This is a genomic window from Methylibium sp. (genome assembly GCF_965279545.1).
In the GTDB taxonomy this organism is placed as follows: domain Bacteria; phylum Pseudomonadota; class Gammaproteobacteria; order Burkholderiales; family Burkholderiaceae_C; genus Methylibium.
Map to the genome: position 1 here is coordinate 3,732,702 of NZ_OZ257250.1, position 21,811 is coordinate 3,754,512.

The 21,811-nt window shown below is 69.3% G+C and carries 23 protein-coding genes; 18 read left to right on the top strand and 5 right to left on the bottom strand.

The genetic code is table 11. From position 1 onward, the window contains the following. Positions 1-13 precede the first annotated feature (13 nt). The 3 genes from ACQY9S_RS17495 (at position 14) to ACQY9S_RS17505 (ending at position 4,087) form a co-directional block, all read left to right on the top strand. Positions 14-1,183, top strand: a complete 1,170-nt coding sequence (locus ACQY9S_RS17495) for a benzoate/H(+) symporter BenE family transporter (RefSeq protein ID WP_428421416.1) — start codon at positions 14-16, stop codon at positions 1,181-1,183. A gap of 21 nt (positions 1,184-1,204) precedes the next feature. Then, positions 1,205-2,155: a glutathione synthase gene (gene gshB / locus ACQY9S_RS17500; protein WP_428421418.1), complete on the top strand. Its 951-nt coding sequence runs from the start codon at positions 1,205-1,207 to the stop codon at positions 2,153-2,155. A 63-nt stretch (positions 2,156-2,218) separates the two neighbouring features. After that, the gene (locus tag ACQY9S_RS17505) at positions 2,219-4,087 is read left to right on the top strand and encodes an ATP-binding cassette domain-containing protein (RefSeq protein WP_428421420.1); all 1,869 of its coding nucleotides are present in this window, start codon (positions 2,219-2,221) and stop codon (positions 4,085-4,087) included. An 85-nt stretch (positions 4,088-4,172) separates the two neighbouring features. On the opposite strand, the gene ACQY9S_RS17510 is transcribed toward ACQY9S_RS17505, so the two are convergent. Both ACQY9S_RS17510 and ACQY9S_RS17515 read right to left on the bottom strand, forming a co-directional pair. Further along, complete coding sequence (locus ACQY9S_RS17510) at positions 4,173-4,907, bottom strand: hypothetical protein (RefSeq protein ID WP_428421421.1); 735 nt, start codon at positions 4,905-4,907, stop codon at positions 4,173-4,175. A 77-nt stretch (positions 4,908-4,984) separates the two neighbouring features. Beyond that, positions 4,985-6,418 carry a PLP-dependent aminotransferase family protein gene (locus ACQY9S_RS17515; RefSeq protein ID WP_428421423.1) on the bottom strand — a complete coding sequence of 478 codons (1,434 nt, stop codon included), beginning with the start codon at positions 6,416-6,418 and terminating at the stop codon, positions 4,985-4,987. A gap of 95 nt (positions 6,419-6,513) precedes the next feature. Between ACQY9S_RS17515 and ACQY9S_RS17520 the strand changes: the two genes are divergently transcribed. The 15 genes from ACQY9S_RS17520 to ACQY9S_RS17590 all read left to right on the top strand — a co-directional run bounded on the left by ACQY9S_RS17520 (position 6,514) and on the right by ACQY9S_RS17590 (position 19,140). Beyond that, a complete protein-coding gene (locus ACQY9S_RS17520; protein WP_428421425.1) occupies positions 6,514-7,467 on the top strand; it encodes a DMT family transporter in 954 nt (317 codons plus the stop codon). A 9-nt stretch (positions 7,468-7,476) separates the two neighbouring features. Next, positions 7,477-7,788, top strand: a complete 312-nt coding sequence (locus ACQY9S_RS17525; protein WP_428421427.1) for a cupin domain-containing protein — start codon at positions 7,477-7,479, stop codon at positions 7,786-7,788. A gap of 187 nt (positions 7,789-7,975) precedes the next feature. Then, entirely contained in the window at positions 7,976-9,178 is a 1,203-nt protein-coding gene (locus ACQY9S_RS17530; RefSeq protein WP_428421428.1) for a PLP-dependent aminotransferase family protein, read from the top strand. Next, positions 9,175-10,017: a PhzF family phenazine biosynthesis protein gene (locus tag ACQY9S_RS17535; RefSeq protein ID WP_428421430.1), complete on the top strand. Its 843-nt coding sequence runs from the start codon at positions 9,175-9,177 to the stop codon at positions 10,015-10,017. The genes ACQY9S_RS17530 and ACQY9S_RS17535 overlap by 4 nt, the downstream gene beginning before the upstream one ends. Before the next feature lie 180 nt (positions 10,018-10,197). Then, positions 10,198-10,707: a GNAT family N-acetyltransferase gene (locus ACQY9S_RS17540; RefSeq protein WP_428421432.1), complete on the top strand. Its 510-nt coding sequence runs from the start codon at positions 10,198-10,200 to the stop codon at positions 10,705-10,707. A gap of 138 nt (positions 10,708-10,845) precedes the next feature. Next, the gene (locus ACQY9S_RS17545) at positions 10,846-11,685 is read left to right on the top strand and encodes an HpcH/HpaI aldolase family protein (protein ID WP_428421434.1); all 840 of its coding nucleotides are present in this window, start codon (positions 10,846-10,848) and stop codon (positions 11,683-11,685) included. 171 nt (positions 11,686-11,856) lie between these two features. Beyond that, positions 11,857-12,363: an ATP synthase subunit I gene (locus ACQY9S_RS17550; RefSeq protein WP_428421436.1), complete on the top strand. Its 507-nt coding sequence runs from the start codon at positions 11,857-11,859 to the stop codon at positions 12,361-12,363. Positions 12,364-12,366: 3 nt separating this feature from the next. Next, the gene (gene atpB, locus ACQY9S_RS17555) at positions 12,367-13,239 is read left to right on the top strand and encodes a F0F1 ATP synthase subunit A (RefSeq protein WP_428421438.1); all 873 of its coding nucleotides are present in this window, start codon (positions 12,367-12,369) and stop codon (positions 13,237-13,239) included. A gap of 59 nt (positions 13,240-13,298) precedes the next feature. Further along, a complete protein-coding gene (atpE, locus tag ACQY9S_RS17560; protein WP_011827793.1) occupies positions 13,299-13,547 on the top strand; it encodes a F0F1 ATP synthase subunit C in 249 nt (82 codons plus the stop codon). Between the two features lie 38 nt (positions 13,548-13,585). Then, positions 13,586-14,056 carry a F0F1 ATP synthase subunit B gene (locus ACQY9S_RS17565; RefSeq protein WP_428421440.1) on the top strand — a complete coding sequence of 157 codons (471 nt, stop codon included), beginning with the start codon at positions 13,586-13,588 and terminating at the stop codon, positions 14,054-14,056. A gap of 2 nt (positions 14,057-14,058) precedes the next feature. Then, the gene (locus ACQY9S_RS17570; RefSeq protein WP_428421442.1) at positions 14,059-14,592 is read left to right on the top strand and encodes a F0F1 ATP synthase subunit delta; all 534 of its coding nucleotides are present in this window, start codon (positions 14,059-14,061) and stop codon (positions 14,590-14,592) included. Positions 14,593-14,682: 90 nt separating this feature from the next. Then, on the top strand, positions 14,683-16,236 hold the full coding sequence (gene atpA, locus ACQY9S_RS17575) for a F0F1 ATP synthase subunit alpha (protein WP_428421443.1): 1,554 nt from the start codon (positions 14,683-14,685) through the stop codon (positions 16,234-16,236). A gap of 53 nt (positions 16,237-16,289) precedes the next feature. After that, positions 16,290-17,165: a F0F1 ATP synthase subunit gamma gene (gene atpG / locus ACQY9S_RS17580; RefSeq protein WP_428421445.1), complete on the top strand. Its 876-nt coding sequence runs from the start codon at positions 16,290-16,292 to the stop codon at positions 17,163-17,165. Positions 17,166-17,227: 62 nt separating this feature from the next. Beyond that, on the top strand, positions 17,228-18,643 hold the full coding sequence (atpD, locus tag ACQY9S_RS17585; protein WP_428421447.1) for a F0F1 ATP synthase subunit beta: 1,416 nt from the start codon (positions 17,228-17,230) through the stop codon (positions 18,641-18,643). 80 nt (positions 18,644-18,723) lie between these two features. Then, a complete protein-coding gene (locus ACQY9S_RS17590; RefSeq protein ID WP_428421449.1) occupies positions 18,724-19,140 on the top strand; it encodes a F0F1 ATP synthase subunit epsilon in 417 nt (138 codons plus the stop codon). A gap of 99 nt (positions 19,141-19,239) precedes the next feature. Here ACQY9S_RS17590 and ACQY9S_RS17595 read toward each other — a convergent pair whose 3' ends face one another. The 3 genes from ACQY9S_RS17595 to ACQY9S_RS17605 all read right to left on the bottom strand — a co-directional run bounded on the left by ACQY9S_RS17595 (position 19,240) and on the right by ACQY9S_RS17605 (position 21,633). Next, positions 19,240-19,659 (bottom strand): YidB family protein, encoded by a 420-nt coding sequence (locus ACQY9S_RS17595; protein WP_428421450.1) that lies wholly within the window; start codon positions 19,657-19,659, stop codon positions 19,240-19,242. Positions 19,660-19,826: 167 nt separating this feature from the next. Continuing rightward, positions 19,827-20,564, bottom strand: a complete 738-nt coding sequence (locus tag ACQY9S_RS17600; protein WP_428421452.1) for a 16S rRNA (uracil(1498)-N(3))-methyltransferase — start codon at positions 20,562-20,564, stop codon at positions 19,827-19,829. 13 nt (positions 20,565-20,577) lie between these two features. Further along, on the bottom strand, positions 20,578-21,633 hold the full coding sequence (locus tag ACQY9S_RS17605) for an aminoglycoside phosphotransferase family protein (RefSeq protein WP_428421454.1): 1,056 nt from the start codon (positions 21,631-21,633) through the stop codon (positions 20,578-20,580). Positions 21,634-21,811 lie beyond the last annotated feature (178 nt).

Sequence of the window (21,811 nt, forward strand, 5' to 3'; positions counted from 1 at the left end):
GGATACTCGGCCCATGCGCCGCTTCCTGAACGATTTTTCGCTGTCCGCCGCCACCGCCGGTTTCGTCGCCGTGCTGGTCGGCTTCACGAGCTCGGTGGCCATCGTGTTCCAGGCCGCGCAGGCCTTCGGTGCCACGTCCACCGAGATCAGTTCGTGGATGTGGGCGCTCGGCCTGGGCATGGGCTTCACCACCCTGCTGCCTTCGCTGTGGTGGCGCCAGCCGGTGATGGTGGCGTGGTCCACGCCCGGCGCAGCGGTGCTGGCCACCGCGGGCGCCGGCTACACGATGGCCGATGCGGTCGGCGCTTTCATCGTGTGCGCCGCGCTCATCACGCTGGCCGGCGTGACCGGCTGGTTCGAGCGGGTGATGAACCGCATCCCAATCGCGCTGGCGTCGGCGCTGCTGGCGGGCGTGCTGGCGCGCTTCGGCATCGAGGCCTTCGCGGCGGCCCGCACGGCCTTGCCGCTGGTGCTGCTGATGCTGGCCAGCTACCTCGTCGGCCGGCGCTGCTGGCCGCGCTATGCCGTGGTGGGGGTGTTGGCGGTGGCGACCGGCTTCGCGGCCTTCCAGGGCCAGCTGCACACCGAGGCCGTGTCGTGGTCGCTCGCACGGCCGGTCTTCACCCTGCCGCGTTTCAGCCTCGCGGCCACGGTGAGCATCGCGCTGCCGCTGTTCATCGTGACCATGGCCTCGCAGAACCTGCCCGGCGTCGCGACGATCCGTGCCGCCGGCTATGCGATGCCGGTCTCCCGGCTCATCACGATCACCGGCGTGGCGACGCTGCTGCTGGCGCCGTTCGGCGCCTTCGCCCTGAACCTGGCGGCCATCACCGCGGCGATCTGCATGGGCCGCGAGGCGCACGAGGACCCGGCGCGCCGCTACGTCGCGGCCGCCGTCTGCGGCCTGCTGTACTGCGCGATCGGCCTGTTCGGCGCCGCGGTCACCGGCGTGCTGACGGCCTTTCCACGCGAGCTGGTGGTCGCGATCGCCGGCCTTGCGCTGCTCGGCACGATCGCCAGTGCACTGGCGCAGGCGTTCAAGAGCGAATCGCACCGCGAGGCTGCGCTGATCACCTTCCTGGTCACGCTGTCCGGCGTCACGATCGCCGGCGTCGGCGCGGCCTTCTGGGGCGTGGTCGCCGGCACGATCGCGCTCGTTGTGCAACAGTGGCGCAAGACCTGATCCTTTCGAAGGACGCCTCCGATGCAACTGCTCTTCGTCGCCGACCCGCTGGACAGCTTCAAGACCTACAAGGACACCACCTTCTCGATGATGCGCGAGGCCGCGGCGCGCGGCCACACACTGCTGGCCTGCGAGCCCCGGCACGTGATGTGGGTGCGCGGCGGCGTGGTGAGCGCGCGCATGCGCGAGTTCACGCTCACCGGCGAGGCCAAGGACTGGTACCGCGAAGGCGGTGCGGCCCAGGTGCGGCCGCTGAAGGACGTCGACGCGGTGCTGATGCGCAAGGATCCGCCCTTCGACAGCGAGTACTTCTACGCCACCCACCTGCTGGAGCAGGCCGAGCGCGAAGGCGCCCGCGTGTTCAACGCGCCGCGCGCCCTGCGCGACCACCCGGAGAAGCTGGCGATCCTCGAGTTCCCCGAGCTGATCGGCCCGACGCTGGTGACGCGCGACGCCGCCGACATCCGGGCCTTCCACGCCGAGCACCGCGACATCATCCTGAAGCCGCTCGACGGCATGGGCGGCATGGGCATCTTCAGGGTCCGGGAAGACGGAATGAACCTCGGCAGCATCACCGAGACGCTGAACAAGTTCGGCAGCCAGACCGTGATGGTGCAGCGCTTCCTGCCCGAGATCGCGCAGGGCGACAAGCGCATCCTGCTGATCGGCGGCGAGCCGGTGCCCTACAGCCTGGCGCGCATCCCGCAGGGCTCCGAGGTGCGCGGCAACCTGGCGGCGGGCGGCAAGGGGGTGGCGCTGCCGCTCGGTGCGCGCGACCGCGAGATCGCCGAGACGCTCGCGCCGCTGCTCGTTCGCCGCGGCCTGCTGCTGGTGGGGCTGGACGTGATCGGCGACTGCCTGACCGAGATCAACGTCACCAGCCCGACCGGCTTCCAGGAGATCACGCAGCAGACCGGCTTCGATGTGGCCCGGCACTTCGTCGACGCGCTGGAGGCCGCGCTCGGCGCCTGATCGCCAGCGCGTACCATTCGCCCCGCGGCGCCCGACATTGCGGTCGGGCGCCGCCTTTCATTCATGGCCCTGCTGACCCTCTCCAATGCCCACCTGGCCTATGGCCACGTCGCCCTGCTCGACCACACCGGCTTCTCGCTGGAGGCCGGTGAGCGCGTCGGCCTGATCGGCCGCAACGGCACCGGCAAATCCTCGCTGCTGAAGATCATCGCCGGGCTCGAAAAGCCCGACGACGGCACGCTGCAGCTGCAGCAGGGCCTGCGGCTCGCGCTGGTGGCCCAGGAGCCGGTGCTCGACCCTGACGCCACGGTGTTCGACGCGGTGAGCGAAGGCCTTGCCGAAGTGAAGGCGCTGCGCGCGCGCTACGAGGCGCACGACGCGAGCGACGATCTCGACGCCATCCAGACCCGCATCGAGGCGATGGACGGCTGGACCTGGGAGCAGAGCGTCACCGAGACGCTGGAGCGGTTGCAGCTCGCGCCCGACGCCCAGGTCGGCCCGCTGTCGGGCGGCACCAGGAAGCGCGTGGCGCTGGCGCAGGCGCTGGTCGCCGCGCCCGACGTGCTGCTGCTCGACGAGCCGACCAACCACCTCGACCTCGACGCGATCCGCTGGCTGGAGGAGCTGCTGAAGGCGTACCGAGGCAGCGTGCTGCTGATCACCCACGACCGCGCCTTCCTCGACGCGGTGTCGACACGCATCGTCGAGCTCGACCGCGGTGTGCTGCGCAGCTACCCCGGCAACTTCGCCGCCTACGAGGCCACCAAGCAGCGCGAGCTGGCCGACGAAGCGCTCTACAACGCGCGCCAGGAGAAGCTGCTCGCGCAGGAGGAGGTGTGGGTGCGCCAGGGCGTCGAGGCGCGGCGCACGCGCAGCGTCGCACGCATCAAACGGCTCGAGGTGCTGCGCTCGCAGCGCGCGGCGCGGCGCGACTCGGTCGGCCGCGTCTCGCTCGAAGTCGATGCCGGCTCGCGCAGCGGCAAGATCGTCGCGGAGCTCGAAGCGGTCGGCAAGTCCTTTGGCGACAAGGTCATCGTGCGCGACTTCAGCGCGACCCTCCTGCGCGGCGACAAGGTCGGCCTGATCGGCGCCAACGGCGCCGGCAAGACCACGCTGCTCAAGCTCATCCTCGGCACGCTCGCGCCCGACAGCGGCACGGTGCGCACCGGCAGCAACCTGCAGGTGGCCTACTTCGACCAGATGCGCGAGGTGCTGAACCTCGACGCGACGCTGGCCGACACCATCAGCCCCGGCAGCGAATGGGTCGAGATTGCCGGCCAGCGCAAGCACGTGATGAGCTACCTGGGCGACTTCCTGTTCGCCCCGGCGCGCGCCAACTCGCCGGTGCGCAGCCTGAGCGGCGGCGAGCGCAACCGCCTGCTGCTCGCGCGCCTGTTCGCCAAGCCGGCCAACGTGCTGGTGCTCGACGAGCCGACCAACGACCTCGACATCGACACGCTGGAGCTGCTCGAAGAACTGCTGCAGACCTACCCCGGCACGGTATTCCTCGTCAGCCACGACCGGCGCTTCCTCGACAACGTGGTCACCAGCACGATCGTGAACGAGGGCGAGGGCCGCTGGCGCGAATACGAAGGCAGCGTCGAAGACTGGTTGCTGCAGGCCGAGCGCGCTCGGACCTTGCAGGCGGCCGCTGCCAAGCGCGCGGGGGCAGCGCCGGTGGCCGCCGTGGCGCCTCCTGCGCCGGCGAAGCGGGCCAAGCTCAGTTTCAAGGAACAACGCGAACTCGACGCGCTGCCGCAGCGCATCGAGGCACTCGAAGCCGAGCAGCGCACGCTGGGTGAGCAACTCGGCGGCACGGCGCTCTATGCCGAGACGCCGCAGCGTGTGGCCGACGTGCAGGCGCGCTATGCCCGCATCGAAGAGGAGTTGATGGTCGCGCTGGAGCGTTGGGAAACGCTGGGCAGCCGCTGAGCGCGGCGTACCGCACAGCCGTTCGATCCGGCAAAGCTGCAGCTGAACGCTTGACGAAAACGAGGGAACCTGCGCCGCGCCCGCGCTACCACTTGCCCAGGTTGCTGAACCACGAGTCGCCGTTGGCGCCTGGATGGGTCCGGCTGACGATCAGCCCGGCTTGCAGGTACAGGCCGTTGAGCAGGCGCGACGCGCGCTCCCGGTCGAAGCCGGGCCACGCGGCCAATGCCCGCAGCGAGATCGGCTCCTGTCGCAGCCGGCCGACGGCGGCGGCCAGCGCGCCGCTCAGCGCGGTCGGCACGGCCAGGTCCGGCGCGACGCGGTAGACGGCGGGCCCCGCCAGTTCCGGCAGCAGTTCGTGGCGGGGGCCGTGCAGCGCCATGTGCCACAGCAGCGGGCCCAGCGGATGGCACATCTCGGCCGGTGCGGCCATGTCGTCGCGGCCGTGGCTCGGTGCATGCAGCAGTGCCTGCTCGACCTGCAGCAGCTGCACCGTGTCGAAACGCGTCGCGTACAGCGCTTCGAGTGGCAGCGGCGTGTGGAACAGTCGCTCGCGCGGAAACACCGTCAGCGGCAGCACATGGCCGTCTCGGTCGAGGTGCAGGGCCATGTCCTGCGCATGGCGCAGGCAGGCGGCCAGCACTTCCAGCACCTCGGCGCCGGCATCGCCATTCTCGAAACGTTGCAGATCGGCCATCAACGAGGGGCTCAGCGCGCTGTAGCGCGAGCCGCCGTCGTTGTTGCCACCACCCACGGCGCGCTGGAACGTGCTGACCCGCCAGAGTTCCGGTTCGCCGAAGGGGATGGTGGGTTCGTCCATGGCGTAACTGTAAGCGGTTGTACATCAACCTTTCCATTTCACGCCGGCATCCGGGCGTGATAGGAGCCCGCGAGCAGTCAGGAGCGCGGGCCACGCCGCTGCAACTCGGCACGGCGGTGCGCCAGTGCGCGCCAGAACGCCACATCCTGCGAGGTCGCGACGTTGATGCGCATCAGCATGCTGGGGCGGCGCGTGGCGTGGAACAAGGACCCGGGGGCAATCAGCCAGCCATCATCGAGCAGGGCCAGTGCCAACCGGTCGGTGTCGACCCCGGTGTCGACCCAGGCGAACAGGCCTTGCGGCGGCGTGGCCAGCGTGCAGCCGTGCTGCTGCGCCAGGTCGATGCTGCGCACGCGCGCGGTGCCCAGGCGTGCTGCCACGCGCTCGGCGTGGCGGCGCAGCGCGCCCTGCTCCAGACAGACGGCGACCGCCTGCTCGGTCAGGGCCGGCGTCGTGAGCGAGCTCAGCAGCTTCACGTCGACCAGGCGCTGTACCAGGGTCGGCGGCGCGGCGATGAAACCGACCCGCCAGCCCGGCGTGAGGATCTTCGAGAAGCCCGAGATGTAGATGCTGCGCTGCAGGCCGTCCAGCGTGCTCAGGCGCGGCGCGTTCAGCGGTGCCAGCCAGGCGTAGGTGTCGTCCTCGACGACATGGAAGTCGTGGGCCTGGGCCAGCGTCAGCACCCGGTGGGCCTGGGCCAGCGAGAGTGTCGAGCCGGTCGGGTTGTGCAGCACCGACACGGTGACGTACAGGCGCGGCCGGTGTGCTTCGATCAGCCGGCGCATGACGTCGAGGTCGGGGCCGTCGGCGCCGCGCGGCACCGGCAGCACCCGCATGCCCAGCTGCGCCAGGCGGGCGAACTCGACGGCCCAGCCCGGCTCGTCGACCAGCACCGCGTCGCCCGGTGCGAGCAAGGTGCGCGAGACGATGTCGAGCGCCTGCGTCGCGCCGAGCGTGGTGACGATCTGCGCCGGCCCGGCGGCGATGCCGAGGTCGGCCAGCCGATGCGAGAGCGCTGCGCGCAGCCGGCCATCACCGGCCGGGTCGCCGTAGTGCAGCGCGTGGCCCGCGAGGCGCTCGCCCTGGATCACGCGGCGCAGCGCGCTGCCGAGCAGTGGCAGATCCAGCCACTCGGGCGGCAGCGTCCCGAGACCCGGCGAGGCGCGCGCGCCGGGGTGGTGGAACATGCTGCGGATCAACGCGGTCGCGTCGACCGGCGCGATCGGGCGGCTTTCGCCGCCGGTGGCCGTGTGCGCAGGACGTGCGGGGGCGGCAGGCGGCGCGGCGGCGCGCACGAAGAAGCCGCGCTGGCGGCGCGCCTCGATCAGGCCCTGCGCGAGCAACTGGTCGTAGGCGGCCACGACGGTGTGCGGGCTCACGCCATGGCGCTGCGCGCAGTCGCGCACCGACGGCAGTCGCGCGCCCGGCGCGAGCAGGCGTGCGCGGATGCGCTCGGCGTAGCGCTCGGCCAGCTGCTCGGTCAGGGTGGTGGTGGCGTCGCGGGTCAGCATCGTGGGTGTGTCGTCTTGCAGGCCAATACAGATCGGTGCTTGCAACGCTTATCTGTACTGCTTGTGTATTGGTTCGAAGCGTACAGTGCTTTCGCATGCCGACACAAGCGCTCTACGCACCCACCCGCGGCGCCGTACGCCATCGAGACGAGGTGCGCGGCCTGTGGCTGGGTGTGCTGGGTGTCGCGATCTTCGCGATCACGACGCCGATGACGCGGCTTGCGGTCGGTGACGCCACGGCGCCGCAGCTCACGCCGCTGTTCGTCACTGCCGGGCGGGCGGCGCTGGCCGGGCTGCTGTCGGCCATGTGGTTGTGGGCCACCCGCGCGCCGCGGCCGCAGCGCCACCAGCTGCGCGAGCTCGCGATCACCGCGTCGGGCGTCGTGATCGGCTTCCCGCTGTTCCTGGCCTTGGCATTGCGCGAGGTGCCGGCGATCCACGCCGCGGTGGTCACCGGCGTGTTGCCGCTTGCGACCGCCGCGGTCGCGGCGCTGGTGCTGCGCCAGCGGCCCTCGCGCGGCTTCTGGGCCTGTGCGGTCGCCGGCTGTGCGCTGGTGCTCGGCTACGCGGCGCTGCAGGGTGGCGGACGGCTGAGCGCGGCCGACGGCCTGTTGCTGATCGCGGTGCTGAGCGCCGCGGTCGGCTACGTCTACGGCGCGCGGCTGTCGAGCGCGATGCGGCCCGAGCAGGTGATCTGCTGGGTGCTGCTCGGTGCGCTGCCGATCACGCTGCCGCTGACCTCGTGGGCTGCCGCTGGCATCGACTTCGGCGCCGTGCGCTCCGGTGCGTGGCTGGGTTTCGGCTACGTCGCGCTGTTCTCGATGTGGCTGGGCTTCTTCGCCTGGTACCGCGGCCTGGCGCTCGGCGGCACGGTGCGCGTGAGCCAGGTCCAGCTGCTGCAGCCTTTCGTGTCGATGCTGGCGGCGGTGCCCTTGCTGGGCGAACGGCTCGACGTGCCGACGGTCGCCTTTGCGCTCGGCGTGATCGCGACGGTCTTCATCGGCAAGCGCATGCCCGTCGGGGCTGCAGGCAAGGAGCATTCACAATGAGGAGCACGCATGACGCATTTCCCGCCACAGATTCGTGAGTTGCCGAAGTTCGACGGTGCGTTCGACGCCTTCAGGCTGGCTGCGCAGGCTTGCGACGTGCTGTTTGCGTCCTATCCCGCGGGCACGCAGATCCCGACGCACGAGCACGACACCGACAACATCGGCGTCGTCACCCAGGGTGAGCTGGTCCTGACGATGGACGGCCGCGAGCAACGATTCGCCCCGGGGCAGTGGTACCACGTTCCGGCGCGCGCCGCGCATGCTGCACGCTTCGAGGCCGACAGCGCCGAGATCGAGTTCTGGTTCAAGGTGCGGGCATGAGCACGCCGGGCCGCCCCAAGTGCGAATACCGGAGTGCGCAGCACGAAGGTGCTCCAATGAGCACGCCGGGCCGCCCCAAGTGCGAATACCGGAGTGCGCAGCACGAAGGTGCTCCAATGAGCACGCTGGGCCGCCCCGAGGGCGAATTCCCCCTCGGGGGGCGGCGCACAGCGCCAAGGGGGTCCCGATGAGCACGCCCTTCCGATTCGCGCAACGCACGCAGCGGATGAACCCCTCGGCGATCCGCGAGATCCTGAAGCTCACCGAGCGGCCTGGCGTGCTCTCGCTCGCCGGCGGCCTGCCGTCGCCGGACAGCTTCCCGGTCGAGGCGGTACGCGAGGCGACCGCCAAGGTGCTGCGCGACACGCCGAACGAAGCCCTGCAGTACGCCGCCAGCGAGGGTTTCGGTCCGCTGCGCGATTGGGTCGCGGCGCGGCTGCGACGCGACGGCATCGAGGTCGGGCCCGGTCAGGTGCTGATCACCACTGGTTCGCAGCAAGGGCTCGATCTGGTGGGCAAGCTGTTGATCGATGCCGGCAGCACCGTCGCGGTCGAGACCCCGACCTACCTGGGCGCCCTGCAGGCCTTCGCGACCTGTGAACCGCAGTTCGCGGCGCTCGCGTCCGACGACGAGGGGCCGCGGCCCGAGGCGCTTGCCGCCGCCGCCGGTGCGCGCTGCGCCTACCTGTTGCCCAACTTCCAGAACCCGACCGGTCGCGTGATGTCCTGCGCCCGCCGCGACGCGCTGGTGAGCGCGGCGCAGGCTGCCGGCGTGCCGCTGGTCGAAGACAACCCCTATGGCGAGCTGTGGTTCGACGAGCCGCCGCCCGCGCCGCTGGCCGCGCGCTGGCCAGAAGGCACGGTCTACCTCGGCTCGTTCTCGAAGGTGCTTGCGCCGGGTCTGCGGCTTGGCTACGTGGTGGCGCCGCCGGCGCTGGTGCCAAAACTGCTGCAAGCCAAGCAGGCTGCCGATCTGCACACCGCGGGCTTCAACCAGCGCGTCGTCCACGAAGTCGTGCGCGACGGCCTGCTCGACCGCCACGTGCCGACCATCCGCGCGCGCTATGCGGCTCAGCGCGACGCGATGGCCGCGGCGCTGCGCGAGCACCTGTCGGACGCCACCGAATGGCAGGCGCCGCGCGGCGGCATGTTCTTCTGGCTGCGGCTGCCGAGCGGGCTCGACGCGACGGCGCTGTTGCCGCGCGCCGTCGCCGCCGGCGTGGCCTATGTGCCGGGCGCGCCGTTCTACGCCGGCGAGCCCGACCGGCGCACGCTGCGCCTGAGCTTCGTCACGCTGGCGCCGGCGCAGCTCGCCACCGCGGTTGCTGCGCTGGGGCGCGTCGTGCGCGAGGCGCTGGCGGAGCTGCCGCCGTTGCGGAGGGTGGCATGAGCCGGCCCCTCGAGCGGCGCTTCGCCCAGGTCGACGTGTTCACCGCCGAGCCGCTGCGCGGCAACGCGGTCGCGGTGGTGTTCGACGCCGCGGGCCTGAGCGATGCGCAGATGCAGGACTTCGCGCGCTGGACCCAGCTCAGCGAGACCACGTTCCTGCTGCCGCCGACGACACCGGCCGCCGACTACCGGTTGCGCATCTTCACGCCGGCCGAGGAGCTGCCGTTCGCCGGCCACCCCACGCTTGGCAGTTGCCATGCCTGGCTCGAAGCAGGCGGCGCGCCGCGGTCGGGCGAGGTGGTGCAGGAGTGCGGAGTCGGTCTCGTGCGCATCCGCCGCGATGGCACGCGGCTCGCGTTCGCCGCGCCGCCGCTGCGCCGCAGCGGCGAGGTCGATGAAGGCACGCGGGCGCAGATCGCGCGCGCCCTGCGCGTCGCACCGACCGAGCTGCTGGCGACGCAATGGGTCGACAACGGCCCCGGCTGGGTCGCCGCAATGCTCGCCAGCGCCGACGCCGTGCTGGCGCTCGAGCCCGACTACGCGGCGATGCAGCCGCTCAACCTGGGCGTGATCGGCGCCCAGGCGCCGGGCCACGCAACAGCCTTCGAGGTGCGTGCCTTCGTGCCGTCGCTGGGCGTTCCCGAGGACCCGGTCACGGGCAGTCTGAATGCCGGCCTGGCGCAGTGGCTCATCGGTGCCGGGCTCGCGCCCGAGCACTATGTCGCGAGCCAGGGCGCGCGGATGGGGCGCGCCGGGCGGGTGCATGTCGAGCTGCTCGGCGCGGACCTCTGGGTCGGGGGCGACTCGGTGACTTGCATCGTGGGCAGCCTGCGTCTGTGACCGCGGCGTCGAGGGTCGGCTTCGCAGGTCCCGACGAGCCGAGCGGGGCACGCCGGTGTAAATTCACCGGGCGATGCGTCCCAGCCACCCCCTCGCTGTCCGGAACCTGCCTGCCGCGATCGACGCGCCGGCGCGGTCTCGCGGGGGTGCCACCGCGCCGCTGCTGAATCACGGCGCGAGATGACCGGCCCCGGCATCGAACTGGTCTCGCCGGCATCGCCGGAGCAACTGGATGCCGCGCGCCGGATCTTTCGCGAGTACGCCGAAGCGCTCGGCATCGACCTGTGCTTCCAGAACTTCGAAGCGGAGTTGGCCGGCCTGCCCGGCGACTATGCCGAGCCCGGGGGGGCGCTGCTGCTGGCCTACTGCGATGGGGAACTGGCCGGCTGCGGCGCGCTGCGTCCGCTGCCCGAGGCCGACGAAGCCAATGTCTGCGAGATGAAGCGCCTCTACGTGCGCCGCGCCTTCCGCCGCTTCGGCCTGGGGCGCCAGCTCGCCGAGGCCCTGATCGATCGCGCGCGCAGCGGTGGCTATTCGGCAATGCTGCTTGACACGCTCGACGACATGGAGACCGCGCGCGAACTCTACGCCTCGCTCGGCTTCGAGGAGGTGCCGCCCTACTACTACAACCCGATTCCCGGCGCACACTATCTGCGTGTCGGGCTCGAAGGGCCCGGCTCGCACTACTGACGACGACTGAGCACCCCCAGGACTTGGCCAACCAGGTCTGCCCACCCCGGGGGGTCGAGGAACCTCGGGGCGGTCCTTCGTTTCCTTGAGAGGCGGCGACGCGGCGCAGTGCCACGCCGACCCGCCTGGGAGCCCGCGATGAACGCCTTCAAGCAGCTCTTGCAGAACCCGGCACGCGGCATCGATGCGCACCCGCGTGCCAGCCATCAGCGGGTGCCGCTCGGCACTTGGATCATGTCGGCCAGTCCGCTGGTGGCCGAGGCCATCGGCCATGCCGGCTTCGACTGGGCGGTACTCGACATGGAGCACTCGCCACTCGAACTGCCGGGCGTCGTGCAGATGCTCCAGGCGGTGGCCGCGACCAAGCTGGTGCCGATCGTGCGGCTGCCGTGGAATGACGCCGTGCTCTTCAAGCGCCTGCTCGACGCCGGGGCGAACACCTTGATGGTGCCCTTCGTCCAGAGTGCCGACGAGGCGCGGCTGGCCGTGGCGGCCACGTGCTATCCGCCGCTGGGGGTGCGCGGCGTGGCCACCATGAGTCGCGCCACGCGCTACGGGACGCAGCGGCTCGACACACACGCCGCCAACGCCGGCGTGGCGCTGATCCTGCAGCTCGAAACACCGCAAGCTCTGGACGCGCTCGAGGCGATCGCGGCGGTCGACGGTGTCGATGCGCTGTTTGTCGGGCCGGCCGACCTGTCCGCGGCCATGGGCCATGGCGGCGATGCCAAGCACCCAGCGGTGTTGAAGGCGATGGCGCAGGCCGCGGCACGGGCGCGGGCGGCCGGCATCCCGATCGGGACGCTGGCCGGCACGCCTGAAATGGCCACGCAAGTCCGTGCAGCCGGCTTCGATTTCGTCGGCCTGGGGTCGGACCTCGGCCTGCTGGTGCACGCGGCGCAGACCTCGCTGCAGGCGCTGCGCACGCCGGACGCCGCCGCGGTGCACTCACTGAGCGGCGGTACGCACGCCTATTGACGACGACAGCGCCACACACCAGGACGCGGACCGCTCGGGCCCGCCCTAGCACGGCCATGCAGGGCCGTCGAGAGGGCGGAGCGCCCGCACTCAGGCGGACCCGGCAAGGTTTGAAACCTCCGGGTTATCACGTACACTCCCGGGGTTTTGCCGAATCTGACCATCCCGAGCATGCGCGAGCGCACTTCAGCCGATGTGCGCAGCGCCCGGCCCGGATCTGGTTCAGGTGAGGATGACGAAGCGCCCTTCAAGACCCTGAGCCGTGAAGAAGCCCAGGCCTTGAGGGCCAAGCACCCGCCGGTTTCACCCTGGCGGGTGATCGCGGTGCAGGCTGCGGTCGGCTTGGTGGTGGCAGCCCTGATCGGGCTCGTCACCCAGCGCAGCGAGCTGGCCTGGTCGGCGCTTTACGGCGCCGCGGCCGTGGTGGTGCCCGGCGCCCTGCTGGCGCGTGGCATCACCCGCCTCACGGGGGCAGGGGTGGGCGCTGCGGCGTTCAGCTTCATGCTCTGGGAGGCGGTGAAGGTGGGTTTGGCGGTGGCCCTGCTGGCGGCTGCCGCGAAGGTCGTGCCGGGTTTGAGCTGGCCAGCGCTGCTGGTCGCGATGCTCGTGTGCATGAAGGTCAACTGGTTGGCGCTGCTCTGGCAGGGCCGGGCGAAGAACAAAGCGGGACGAGACTGACAAATGGCAGCCGAAGGAAACCTTGCGGAACACGGCCCCACCGCCGGCGAGTACATCGGGCACCACCTGAGGCACCTGCAGAGCCACGAGCAGACCGGCATCGTGGACTTCTCGGTGTTCAACGTCGATTCGCTGTTCTGGTCGATCCTGCTCGGCGTCGTCGGGCTGTTCTTCATGTGGCGGGTTGCCAAGGGCGTGACCGCCGGCGTGCCGGGCCGCACCCAGGCCGCCGTCGAGCTACTGCTCGAGATGGTGGACAACCAGGCCAAGTCCATCATCCACAACGCCACGTCGCGCAAGTTCGTCGGTCCGCTGGCGCTCACGGTGTTCATCTGGATCTTCCTGATGAACTCGATGGACTTCCTGCCGGTCGACCTGATCCCGCGCATCTGGGAGGCGATCTATGGTGCGGCCGGCCATGATCCGCACCACGCCTACCTGCGCGTCGTGCCGACCGCCGACCTCTCGACCACGCTGGGGCTGTCGTCCGGCGTGCTACTGGTCTGTATCTACTACAACATCAAGATCAAAGGGCTCGGCGGCTGGGTGCACGAGCTCTTCGCGGCGCCGTTCGGCGACAAATGGTTCCTGTATCCGTTCAATTTCGCGATGCAGATCATCGAGTTCCTCGCGAAGACGGTGTCGCATGGCATGCGGTTGTTCGGCAACATGTATGCCGGCGAACTGCTGTTCATGCTGATCGCGCTGATGGGGGGCGTCGGCTTCGCCTCCGGCACCGGCATCGCGATGTGGATCGGCCACATCCTGGCCGGCACCGCCTGGGCGATCTTCCACATCCTGATCGTCGCCCTGCAGGCCTTCATCTTCATGATGCTGACCCTGGTCTATGTCGGTCAGGCGCACGACGCTCACTGACCGCTCGCGCTCGATTTCGTTTTTTCTCTCACTACAACCACCCCTCTGAAGGAGTCACCATGGAACACGTTCTCGGTTTTGTTGCCCTCGCCGCCGGCCTGATCATCGGCCTGGGCGCCATCGGTGCTTGCATCGGCATCGGCATCATGGGCAGCAAGTACCTGGAATCGGCCGCCCGTCAGCCGGAGCTGATGAACGAGCTGCAGACCAAGATGTTCCTGCTGGCCGGCCTGATCGACGCAGCCTTCCTGATCGGCGTCGGTATCGCGATGATGTTTGCCTTCGCCAACCCGTTCGTGTTGAAGTAATCCAGCCCTCCATCCAACCGCACTAGAAAGGTGTTGCCGTGAGTCTGAACGCAACGCTCTTCGCGCAGCTGGCGGTGTTCTTCATCCTGGCGTGGTTCACGATGAAATTCGTGTGGCCGCCCATCACGAAGGCGCTGGACGAGCGCGCGAGCAAGATCGCCGACGGCCTGGCCGCGGCCGACCGTGCCAAGACCGAGCTCGCCTCGGCCAACAAGCGGGTCGAGGAACAGCTCGCCACCGTGCGCGACGAGAACGCGCGCCGCCTGGCCGATGCCGAGAAGCGCGCCCTCGCGATCGTCGAGGACGCCAAGAAGCGCGCCACCGAGGAAGGCGGCAAGATCGTTGCCGCCGCCAAGTCGGAAGCCGAGCAGCAGCTGGTGCAGGCCCGCGAGGCCCTGCGCGAGCAGGTCGCGGCGCTGGCCGTCAAGGGCGCAGAGCAGATCCTCAAGCGCGAAGTCAACGCCGGCGTTCACGCCGAGTTGCTGTCGCGGCTGAAGACGGAGCTCTGACGATGGCTGAACTCGCAACCATCGCGCGACCCTATGCCGAGGCGCTGTTCAGGGCCGTGCCGCAGGGTGAGGCGGCGGGCTGGGCCGATCAGGTGGCCGCGCTCGGTGGCGTCGCCGCCGATCCCGGGCTGCTGCGGTTCGCCGACAGCCCGAAGGTGGCGCCCCAGCAGGTGTTCGATCTCGTCGTCGGTGTGGTCAAGCAAGCGCTGGTGCCGGGCGTGCAGAACCTGCTGCGCACCATGATCGAGAACGGGCGCCTGTCGGCGCTGCCCGAGGTCGCGGCGCAGTTTCACGCGCTGGTCAACGCGAGTTCGGGGGTGTCCGACGCCACGGTCTACAGCGCCTATCCCATCGAGCCGGCGGTTCTGACCGATCTGGTCGCGACACTGGAGAAGCGCTTCGGGCGCAAGCTGGCTGCCACGGTGCAGCTCGAGCCCGAGCTGATCGGGGGGGTGCGGGTGGTGGTCGGTGACGAGGTGCTGGACACCTCGGTCAAGGCCCGCCTCGAGCGCATGAAGGTCGCGCTGATTGCCTGAGCCGTATTTGAATCAATCCGCCCGCAGGCCGCGAGCCGTCGGGTTTGGTCGTCGACGCCGCAGGGCGCGTGAAGAGACTGGGAGCTAGCCATGCAACTGAATCCCGCTGAAATTTCCGAACTGATCAAGAGCCGCATCGAGGGACTCGGGGCGGCGTCGGACATCCGCAACCAAGGCACCGTGGTGTCGGTGAGCGACGGCATCGTGCGCGTGCACGGCTTGTCGGACGTGATGGCCGGCGAAATGCTCGAATTTCCGGCCACCAAGGATGGACAGCCGACCTACGGTCTGGCGCTCAACCTCGAGCGCGACTCGGTCGGTGCCGTGATCCTGGGCGAGTACGAGCACATCTCCGAAGGTGACACCGTCAAGTGCACGGGTCGCATTCTGGAAGTGCCGGTCGGCCCGGAGTTGATCGGCCGCGTGGTCAATGCGCTCGGCCAGCCGATCGACGGCAAGGGCCCGATCAACGCCAAGATGACCGACGTGATCGAGAAGGTCGCACCGGGCGTGATCGCACGGAAGTCGGTTGACCAGCCGGTGCAGACCGGTCTCAAGTCGATCGACTCGATGGTGCCGATCGGCCGTGGACAGCGCGAACTGATCATCGGCGACCGCCAGACCGGCAAGACGGCGGTGGCGATCGACGCGATCATCAATCAGAAGGGTCAGAACATGACCTGCGTCTACGTCGCGATCGGCCAGAAGGCGTCGTCGATCAAGAACGTGGTGCGCGCGCTCGAAGCCCATGGGGCGATGGAATACACCATCGTCGTCGCGGCCTCGGCCTCGGAATCGGCGGCGATGCAGTACGTGTCGGCCTATTCGGGCTGCACGATGGGCGAATACTTCCGCGACCGCGGCCAGGACGCGCTGATCATCTATGACGACCTGAGCAAGCAGGCCGTCGCCTACCGCCAGGTCTCGCTGCTGCTGCGCCGCCCGCCGGGCCGCGAAGCCTACCCCGGCGACGTGTTCTATCTCCACAGCCGCCTGCTCGAGCGCGCCGCGCGCGTGAACGCCGACTACGTCGAGAAGTTCACCAAGGGCGCAGTGAAGGGCAAGACCGGCTCGCTGACCGCATTGCCGATCATCGAAACGCAAGCCGGCGACGTGTCGGCCTTCGTGCCGACCAACGTGATCTCGATCACCGACGGCCAGATCTTCCTCGAGACCAACCTGTTCAACGCCGGCATCCGCCCCGCGATCAACGCCGGTATCTCGGTGTCGCGCGTCGGCGGCGCGGCGCAGACCAAGCTGATCAAGGGCCTGTCGGGCGGCATCCGGACCGACCTCGCGCAGTACCGCGAGCTGGCGGCCTTCGCGCAGTTCGCCTCCGACCTCGACGAAGCCACCCGCAAGCAACTCGACCGCGGCGCCCGCGTGACCGAGTTGCTCAAGCAGCAGCAGTATCAGCCGCAGCCGATCAGCCTGATGGCTGCCACGCTGTTCGCGGTGAACAAGGGCTACCTCGACAACGTCGAGGTGAAGAAGGTGCTGGCTTTCGAGTCGGGCCTGCACCAGTTCCTCAAGACCAGCCATGCCGCGCTGCTGAAGAAGCTCGAAGACACCAAGGCGCTCGACAAGGACAGCGAGGCCGAGTTGGCCGCTGCCATCGGCGCGTTCAAGCAGTCGTTCGCCTGACCCCTCGACAGGTTCACGGCGAACGGATGTGTGCCACTGCATAGGAGCGAGTAATGGCAGCCGGCAAAGAGATACGCGGCAAGATCAAGAGCGTTGAGAACACCAAGAAGATCACCAAGGCCATGGAAATGGTCGCGGCGTCGAAGATGCGCAAGGCGCAGGAGCGCATGCGCGCGGCGCGTCCTTACGCCGACAAGATCCGCAACGTCGCGGCCAACCTCGCGCATGCCAATCCGGAGTACACCCATCCCTTTATGGTGGTGGGCTCCGGTGCGGCCCAGGTCGCGGGCTTCGTGGTCGTGACCACCGACAAGGGCCTGTGCGGCGGGCTGAACACCAACGTGCTGCGCGCCGTGACGGCCAAGCTGCGCGAGCTGGAGGCTTCGGGGCAGAAGGCCGAGGCCGTGGCGATCGGCAACAAGGGCCTGGGCTTCCTGAACCGCATCGGTGCCAAGGTCGTGTCGCACGCCACCCATCTCGGCGACGCGCCGCATCTGGAAAAGCTCATCGGCCCCGTCAAGGTGCTGCTCGACGCGTACGCGCAGGGCAAGCTCAACGCCGTGTACCTCTGCTACACGAGGTTCATCAACACGATGAAGCAGGAGCCGGTGGTCGAGCAGTTGCTGCCGCTGGCCTCGGACAAGCTCGAGGCCGACGCCGGCGAGCATGGCTGGGACTACATCTACGAGCCCGATGCCAAGACGGTGATCGACGACCTGCTGCTGCGCTATGTCGAGGCGCTGATCTACCAGGCCGTGGCCGAGAACATGGCTTCCGAGCAGTCGGCGCGCATGGTCGCGATGAAGGCCGCCACCGACAACGCCGGCACGCTGATCGGCGAGCTGAAGCTGGTCTACAACAAGACCCGCCAGGCGGCGATCACCAAAGAACTCTCCGAGATCGTGAGCGGCGCGGCCGCCGTGGGCTGAGCCCGATCGGCCCCACGATTTCCGACGCAACCCCTTCAAAAGTTAGACACAAGGACACAAGCATGTCGAACACTCAAGCAGCCGTGGGCAAGATCGTCCAGTGCATTGGCGCCGTGGTGGACGTGGAGTTCCCGCGCGACCGCATGCCGCGCGTGTACGACGCGCTGAAGATGGAGGGCTCGGCACTGACCCTCGAAGTGCAGCAGCAGCTCGGCGACGGCGTGGTGCGCACCATCGCCCTCGGCTCGTCCGACGGTCTGCGCCGCGGCCTGATGGTCAGCAACACCGGCAATGCGATCACGGTGCCGGTCGGCAAGGCCACGCTCGGCCGCATCATGGATGTGCTGGGCAACCCGATCGACGAGCGCGGCCCGGTCAGCGCCGAGCTGAGCATGCCCATCCACCGCAAGGCGCCGGCCTACGACGAGCTGAGCCCCTCGCAGGAGCTGCTCGAGACCGGCATCAAGGTGATCGATCTGATCTGCCCGTTCGCCAAGGGCGGCAAGGTCGGCCTGTTCGGCGGCGCCGGCGTCGGCAAGACCGTCAACATGATGGAGCTGATCAACAACATCGCGAAGGCCCACTCCGGCCTGTCGGTGTTCGCCGGTGTCGGCGAGCGCACCCGCGAGGGCAACGACTTCTATCACGAGATGTCGGACTCGAAGGTCGTGGTGCAGGAGGACCTGACGCAGTCGAAGGTCGCGATGGTCTACGGCCAGATGAACGAGCCCCCGGGCAACCGTCTGCGCGTCGCGCTGACCGGCCTGACGATCGCCGAGTCCTTCCGCGACGAAGGCCGCGACGTGCTGTTCTTCGTCGACAACATCTACCGCTACACACTGGCCGGCACGGAAGTGTCCGCGCTGCTGGGCCGCATGCCATCGGCAGTGGGCTACCAGCCGACGCTGGCCGAGGAAATGGGCCGCCTGCAGGAGCGCATCACCTCCACCAAGGTCGGCTCGATCACCTCGATCCAGGCCGTCTACGTGCCGGCGGATGACCTGACCGACCCGTCGCCTGCGACGACCTTCGCCCACTTGGATGCCACCGTGGTGCTGTCGCGCGATATCGCCTCGCTGGGCATCTATCCGGCGGTGGACCCGCTGGACTCGACCAGCCGCCAGATCGACCCCAACGTCGTCGGCGAAGAGCACTACAAGACCACCCGCGACGTCCAGGCCGTTCTGCAGCGCTACAAGGAGCTGCGCGACATCATCGCGATTCTGGGCATGGACGAACTCGCGCCGGAAGACAAGCTGGCCGTGTCGCGCGCGCGCAAGATCCAGCGCTTCCTGTCGCAGCCCTTCCACGTCGCCGAGGTGTTCACTGGCTCGCCGGGCAAGTATGTGCCGCTGAAGGAAACCATCCGCGGCTTCAAGATGATCGTGGCCGGCGAGTGCGACTCGCTGCCCGAGCAGGCCTTCTACATGGTCGGCACCATCGATGAAGCTTTCGAGAAGGCCAAGAAGATTCAGTAAGCCGGGCATTCGACGCTCCGGCGTCGTCTGCGCCGAGGGCTTGCTTCCAGAAGCTTCTTGCACGCTAAGGACCATTCAGCATGGCAACGATTCACGTTGATATCGTCTCCGCCGAAGCCTCGATCTTCTCGGGCGAGGCGAAGTTCGTCGCACTGCCCGGCGAAATGGGCGAGCTTGGCATCTATCCCCGCCACACGCCGCTGATCACGCGCATCAAGCCGGGGGCGGTGCGGGTCGAGCGCGCCGACACCGGCGAGGAAGAATTCGTGTTCGTGGCCGGCGGCATTCTCGAGGTGCAACCGGATCGCGTGACGGTGCTGGCCGACACGGCGATCCGCGGGCGCGATCTCGACGAAGCCAAGGCCGAAGCGGCCAAGAAGATCGCCGAAGAAGCGATGAAGAATGCGAAGAGCGACATCGACTTCGCGAAGGCCCAGGGCGAGTTCGCCGCCATGGCGGCGCAGATCGCCGCGCTGCGCAAGTTCCGCAAGAAGTAGGGGCGGATCAGGCGCGTGGCCGTCGCGGATCCGGCTTCGCCGGTCCGCCGGCGGCGCCCCCTGGAGGGGGAGCGGCGCAGCCGCAGCGGGGGTGGTCCGTCAAGGCCTGCTGAAACGATCGAGCACGCTGCCCAGGTCGCCCAGTCCGGAGCTGCCGACATCGGACAGTTGGCCGTTCGGCGTGAGCTTGTCCACCACCTGCGGCAGCAATTGCGACAGCTGGCCGGCGGCATCACCCGCAGACAGGCCGAGCTGCTGTGCGAACTGCGCCAGCATGTCGCTGCCCAGCACATCCTGCAGCTGGTTCGCGGAGACGGGCAGGTTCTGGCCCGTGCCTATCCACGAGGCGACCAGGTCGCCCAGCCCGCCCTGCTGGAACTGCTGCACCAGCCCGTCCAGACCGCCACCGCCGCCTTGTCCGCCACGAGCCAGCATCGCGATCACCGCCTGCAGCGCGTCGCCTTGCCCGCCGCTCTGGGAGCCGCCGAGGGCTCCGATCACCGAGTTCAGCAAACCCATCATGTGCTCCCGCGGGGACCGTCCCCGGGCTTGATTGTGCGGCCCGGGCGTGACGATCGCCCAGAACCCCTGATGCGGGCACTGCGCCGCCGGGTGCCGCTGTTTCACGCCGGCCGAGCACCGCGTGAAGGCTGGCGCGGTGCGTCGCAGCCGGGGGGCGCGTGCCTTCAGGCGAGCAGCGCTGCCAGCGCCGCCAATACGGTCAATGCGGCCGTCTCGGCGCGCAGCACCCGCGGCCCCAGGGAGATCGCCTGCAGGCCTGCGGCGCGAGCCAGCGCGTCCTCGGCGTCGCTGAGACCCCCTTCGGGTCCGCTGAGGAACAGCAGGCCTCGCCCGGCTCGCAGCGCGGACGGCAACGCCTCCGCGAAAGGCAGGGCGTCGTCGGCCAGGCTCAGGACGAAGCGTGCCTCGGCAGGGGTCGGTGCCAGCAGGCGCCGCCACTCGGCGAAGGAGCGCACCGCCTGCAGGCGCGGCAGCGTGGCTCGACCGCATTGCTCGGCCGCGGCGGCGGCCACGCCTTGCCAGTGGGCGAGCTTCCTGTCGGCGCGCTCGCCGCTCATGCGCAGCACCGAACGCTCGCAGACGAGCGGTTGGATGGCCGCCACGCCGAGCTCGGTGGCCTTCTCGATCAGCCAGTCCATGCGCTCGTTGGCCGGCATGCCGACCGCCAGCGTCACCGGCAGTGGCAGCTCCCGGTCTACCGCCCGCGCGCCGCCGACCCGGACCCGGACCTCGCTGCGGCCGATGTGCAGCACCTGCGCGTCCCATTCGTCGCCGCGGCCGTCGAACAGGGTGATGACGTCGCCCGGCTGAAGGCGCAGCACCTGCACGTGGCGTGCCGCGGCGGCCGGCAATGCGGCGTCCAGGCCGTCGGCCAGCATCAGGTCGACGTGGAAGCGAGGCACGGTCGGTGAGGGTTCAAAACGTATAGCCTGTCTCGCGCTGGGTGCCGGCGAGGCGCTCCAGCAGATGGGCCAGCGGACCGAGCCCGTTGTAGCGGCTCGCCACACGGTGCGCGTAGCGCCACACCAATGGCAGGTCCTTGATATAGCCGTCCTTGCCGTCGCGATGGTGGAGCCGCGCGAAGATGCCGAGCACCTTGAGGTGGCGCTGCAGGCCCATCCATTCGAAGCCGCGCCAGAAGCTGCCGAAGTCCGCATCGACCGGCAGCCCGGCCTTGCGGGCGCGCTCCCAGTAGCGCACGCCCCAGTCGAGCTGGGTTTCCTCGTCCCACTCGACATACGCGTCGCGCAGCAGCGATGCGAGGTCGTAGCTGATCGGGCCCCACACCGCATCCTGGAAGTCGAGGATGCCGGGCGCGCCGCCGCTGCCTTCGCGCGGCAGCATCAAGTTGCGCGAGTGGTAGTCGCGGTGCACGAGCACGCACGGCTGGGCAGTGCACGCGTCGAGGACCAGCGCGAAGCAGCGCTGCAGCTTTGCGCGCTCTTCGGCATCGAGTGCGTGGCCGCAGTGGCGCTCGATGTACCACGCGGGGAAGAGATCGAGTTCGCGCTGCAGCAAGGCGCGGTCATAGGCCGGCACCTGCGCCCGGGCGTCGATGCGCTGCAGCTGCACCAGCGCATCCAGCGCGGCCAGATAGAGCGCGTTCGTCTGCGCCGCGTTGCTCCGCGTCAGCGCCTCGAGGTAGGTGGTCGTGCCCAGGTCGTCGAGCAGCATGAAGCCGTGCGCCTGGTCCCAGTCGAGCACCTCGGGCGCATTCAGGCCACCGCCGCGCAGCAAGCCGGCCACGCGCAGGAACGGGCGGCAATCCTCGTGCTCCGGGGGCGCGTCCATCACGATGCGCGGGCCGCGCGGGCCATCGATGCGGAAATAGCGACGAAAGCTCGCGTCGGCGCTGGCCGGGCGCAGGCTCGCGACATCGAGGCCATGCAGGGCGGCTTGCGTGTCCAGCCAGTGCGCGAACGCCTGCTGCCTGGAGGCATCGCCCCAGCGGATCGGATCGTGTGCGCTCAAGGTAGGTGGGCTGTGGGTCACCGTGGGACTGCGGCGCTGCGCCGTGGTGGTCGATGCGCAAGCGCATGGAATAATCGATTCTACAAACCGCATGCAGGCTGGCGCCGTGGTGGCGCTTTCTCGGCGGTCGCTGCGCGCCGCGATCGGCGGCCCCTTCTCTCTTGTCCGCCACACCCTT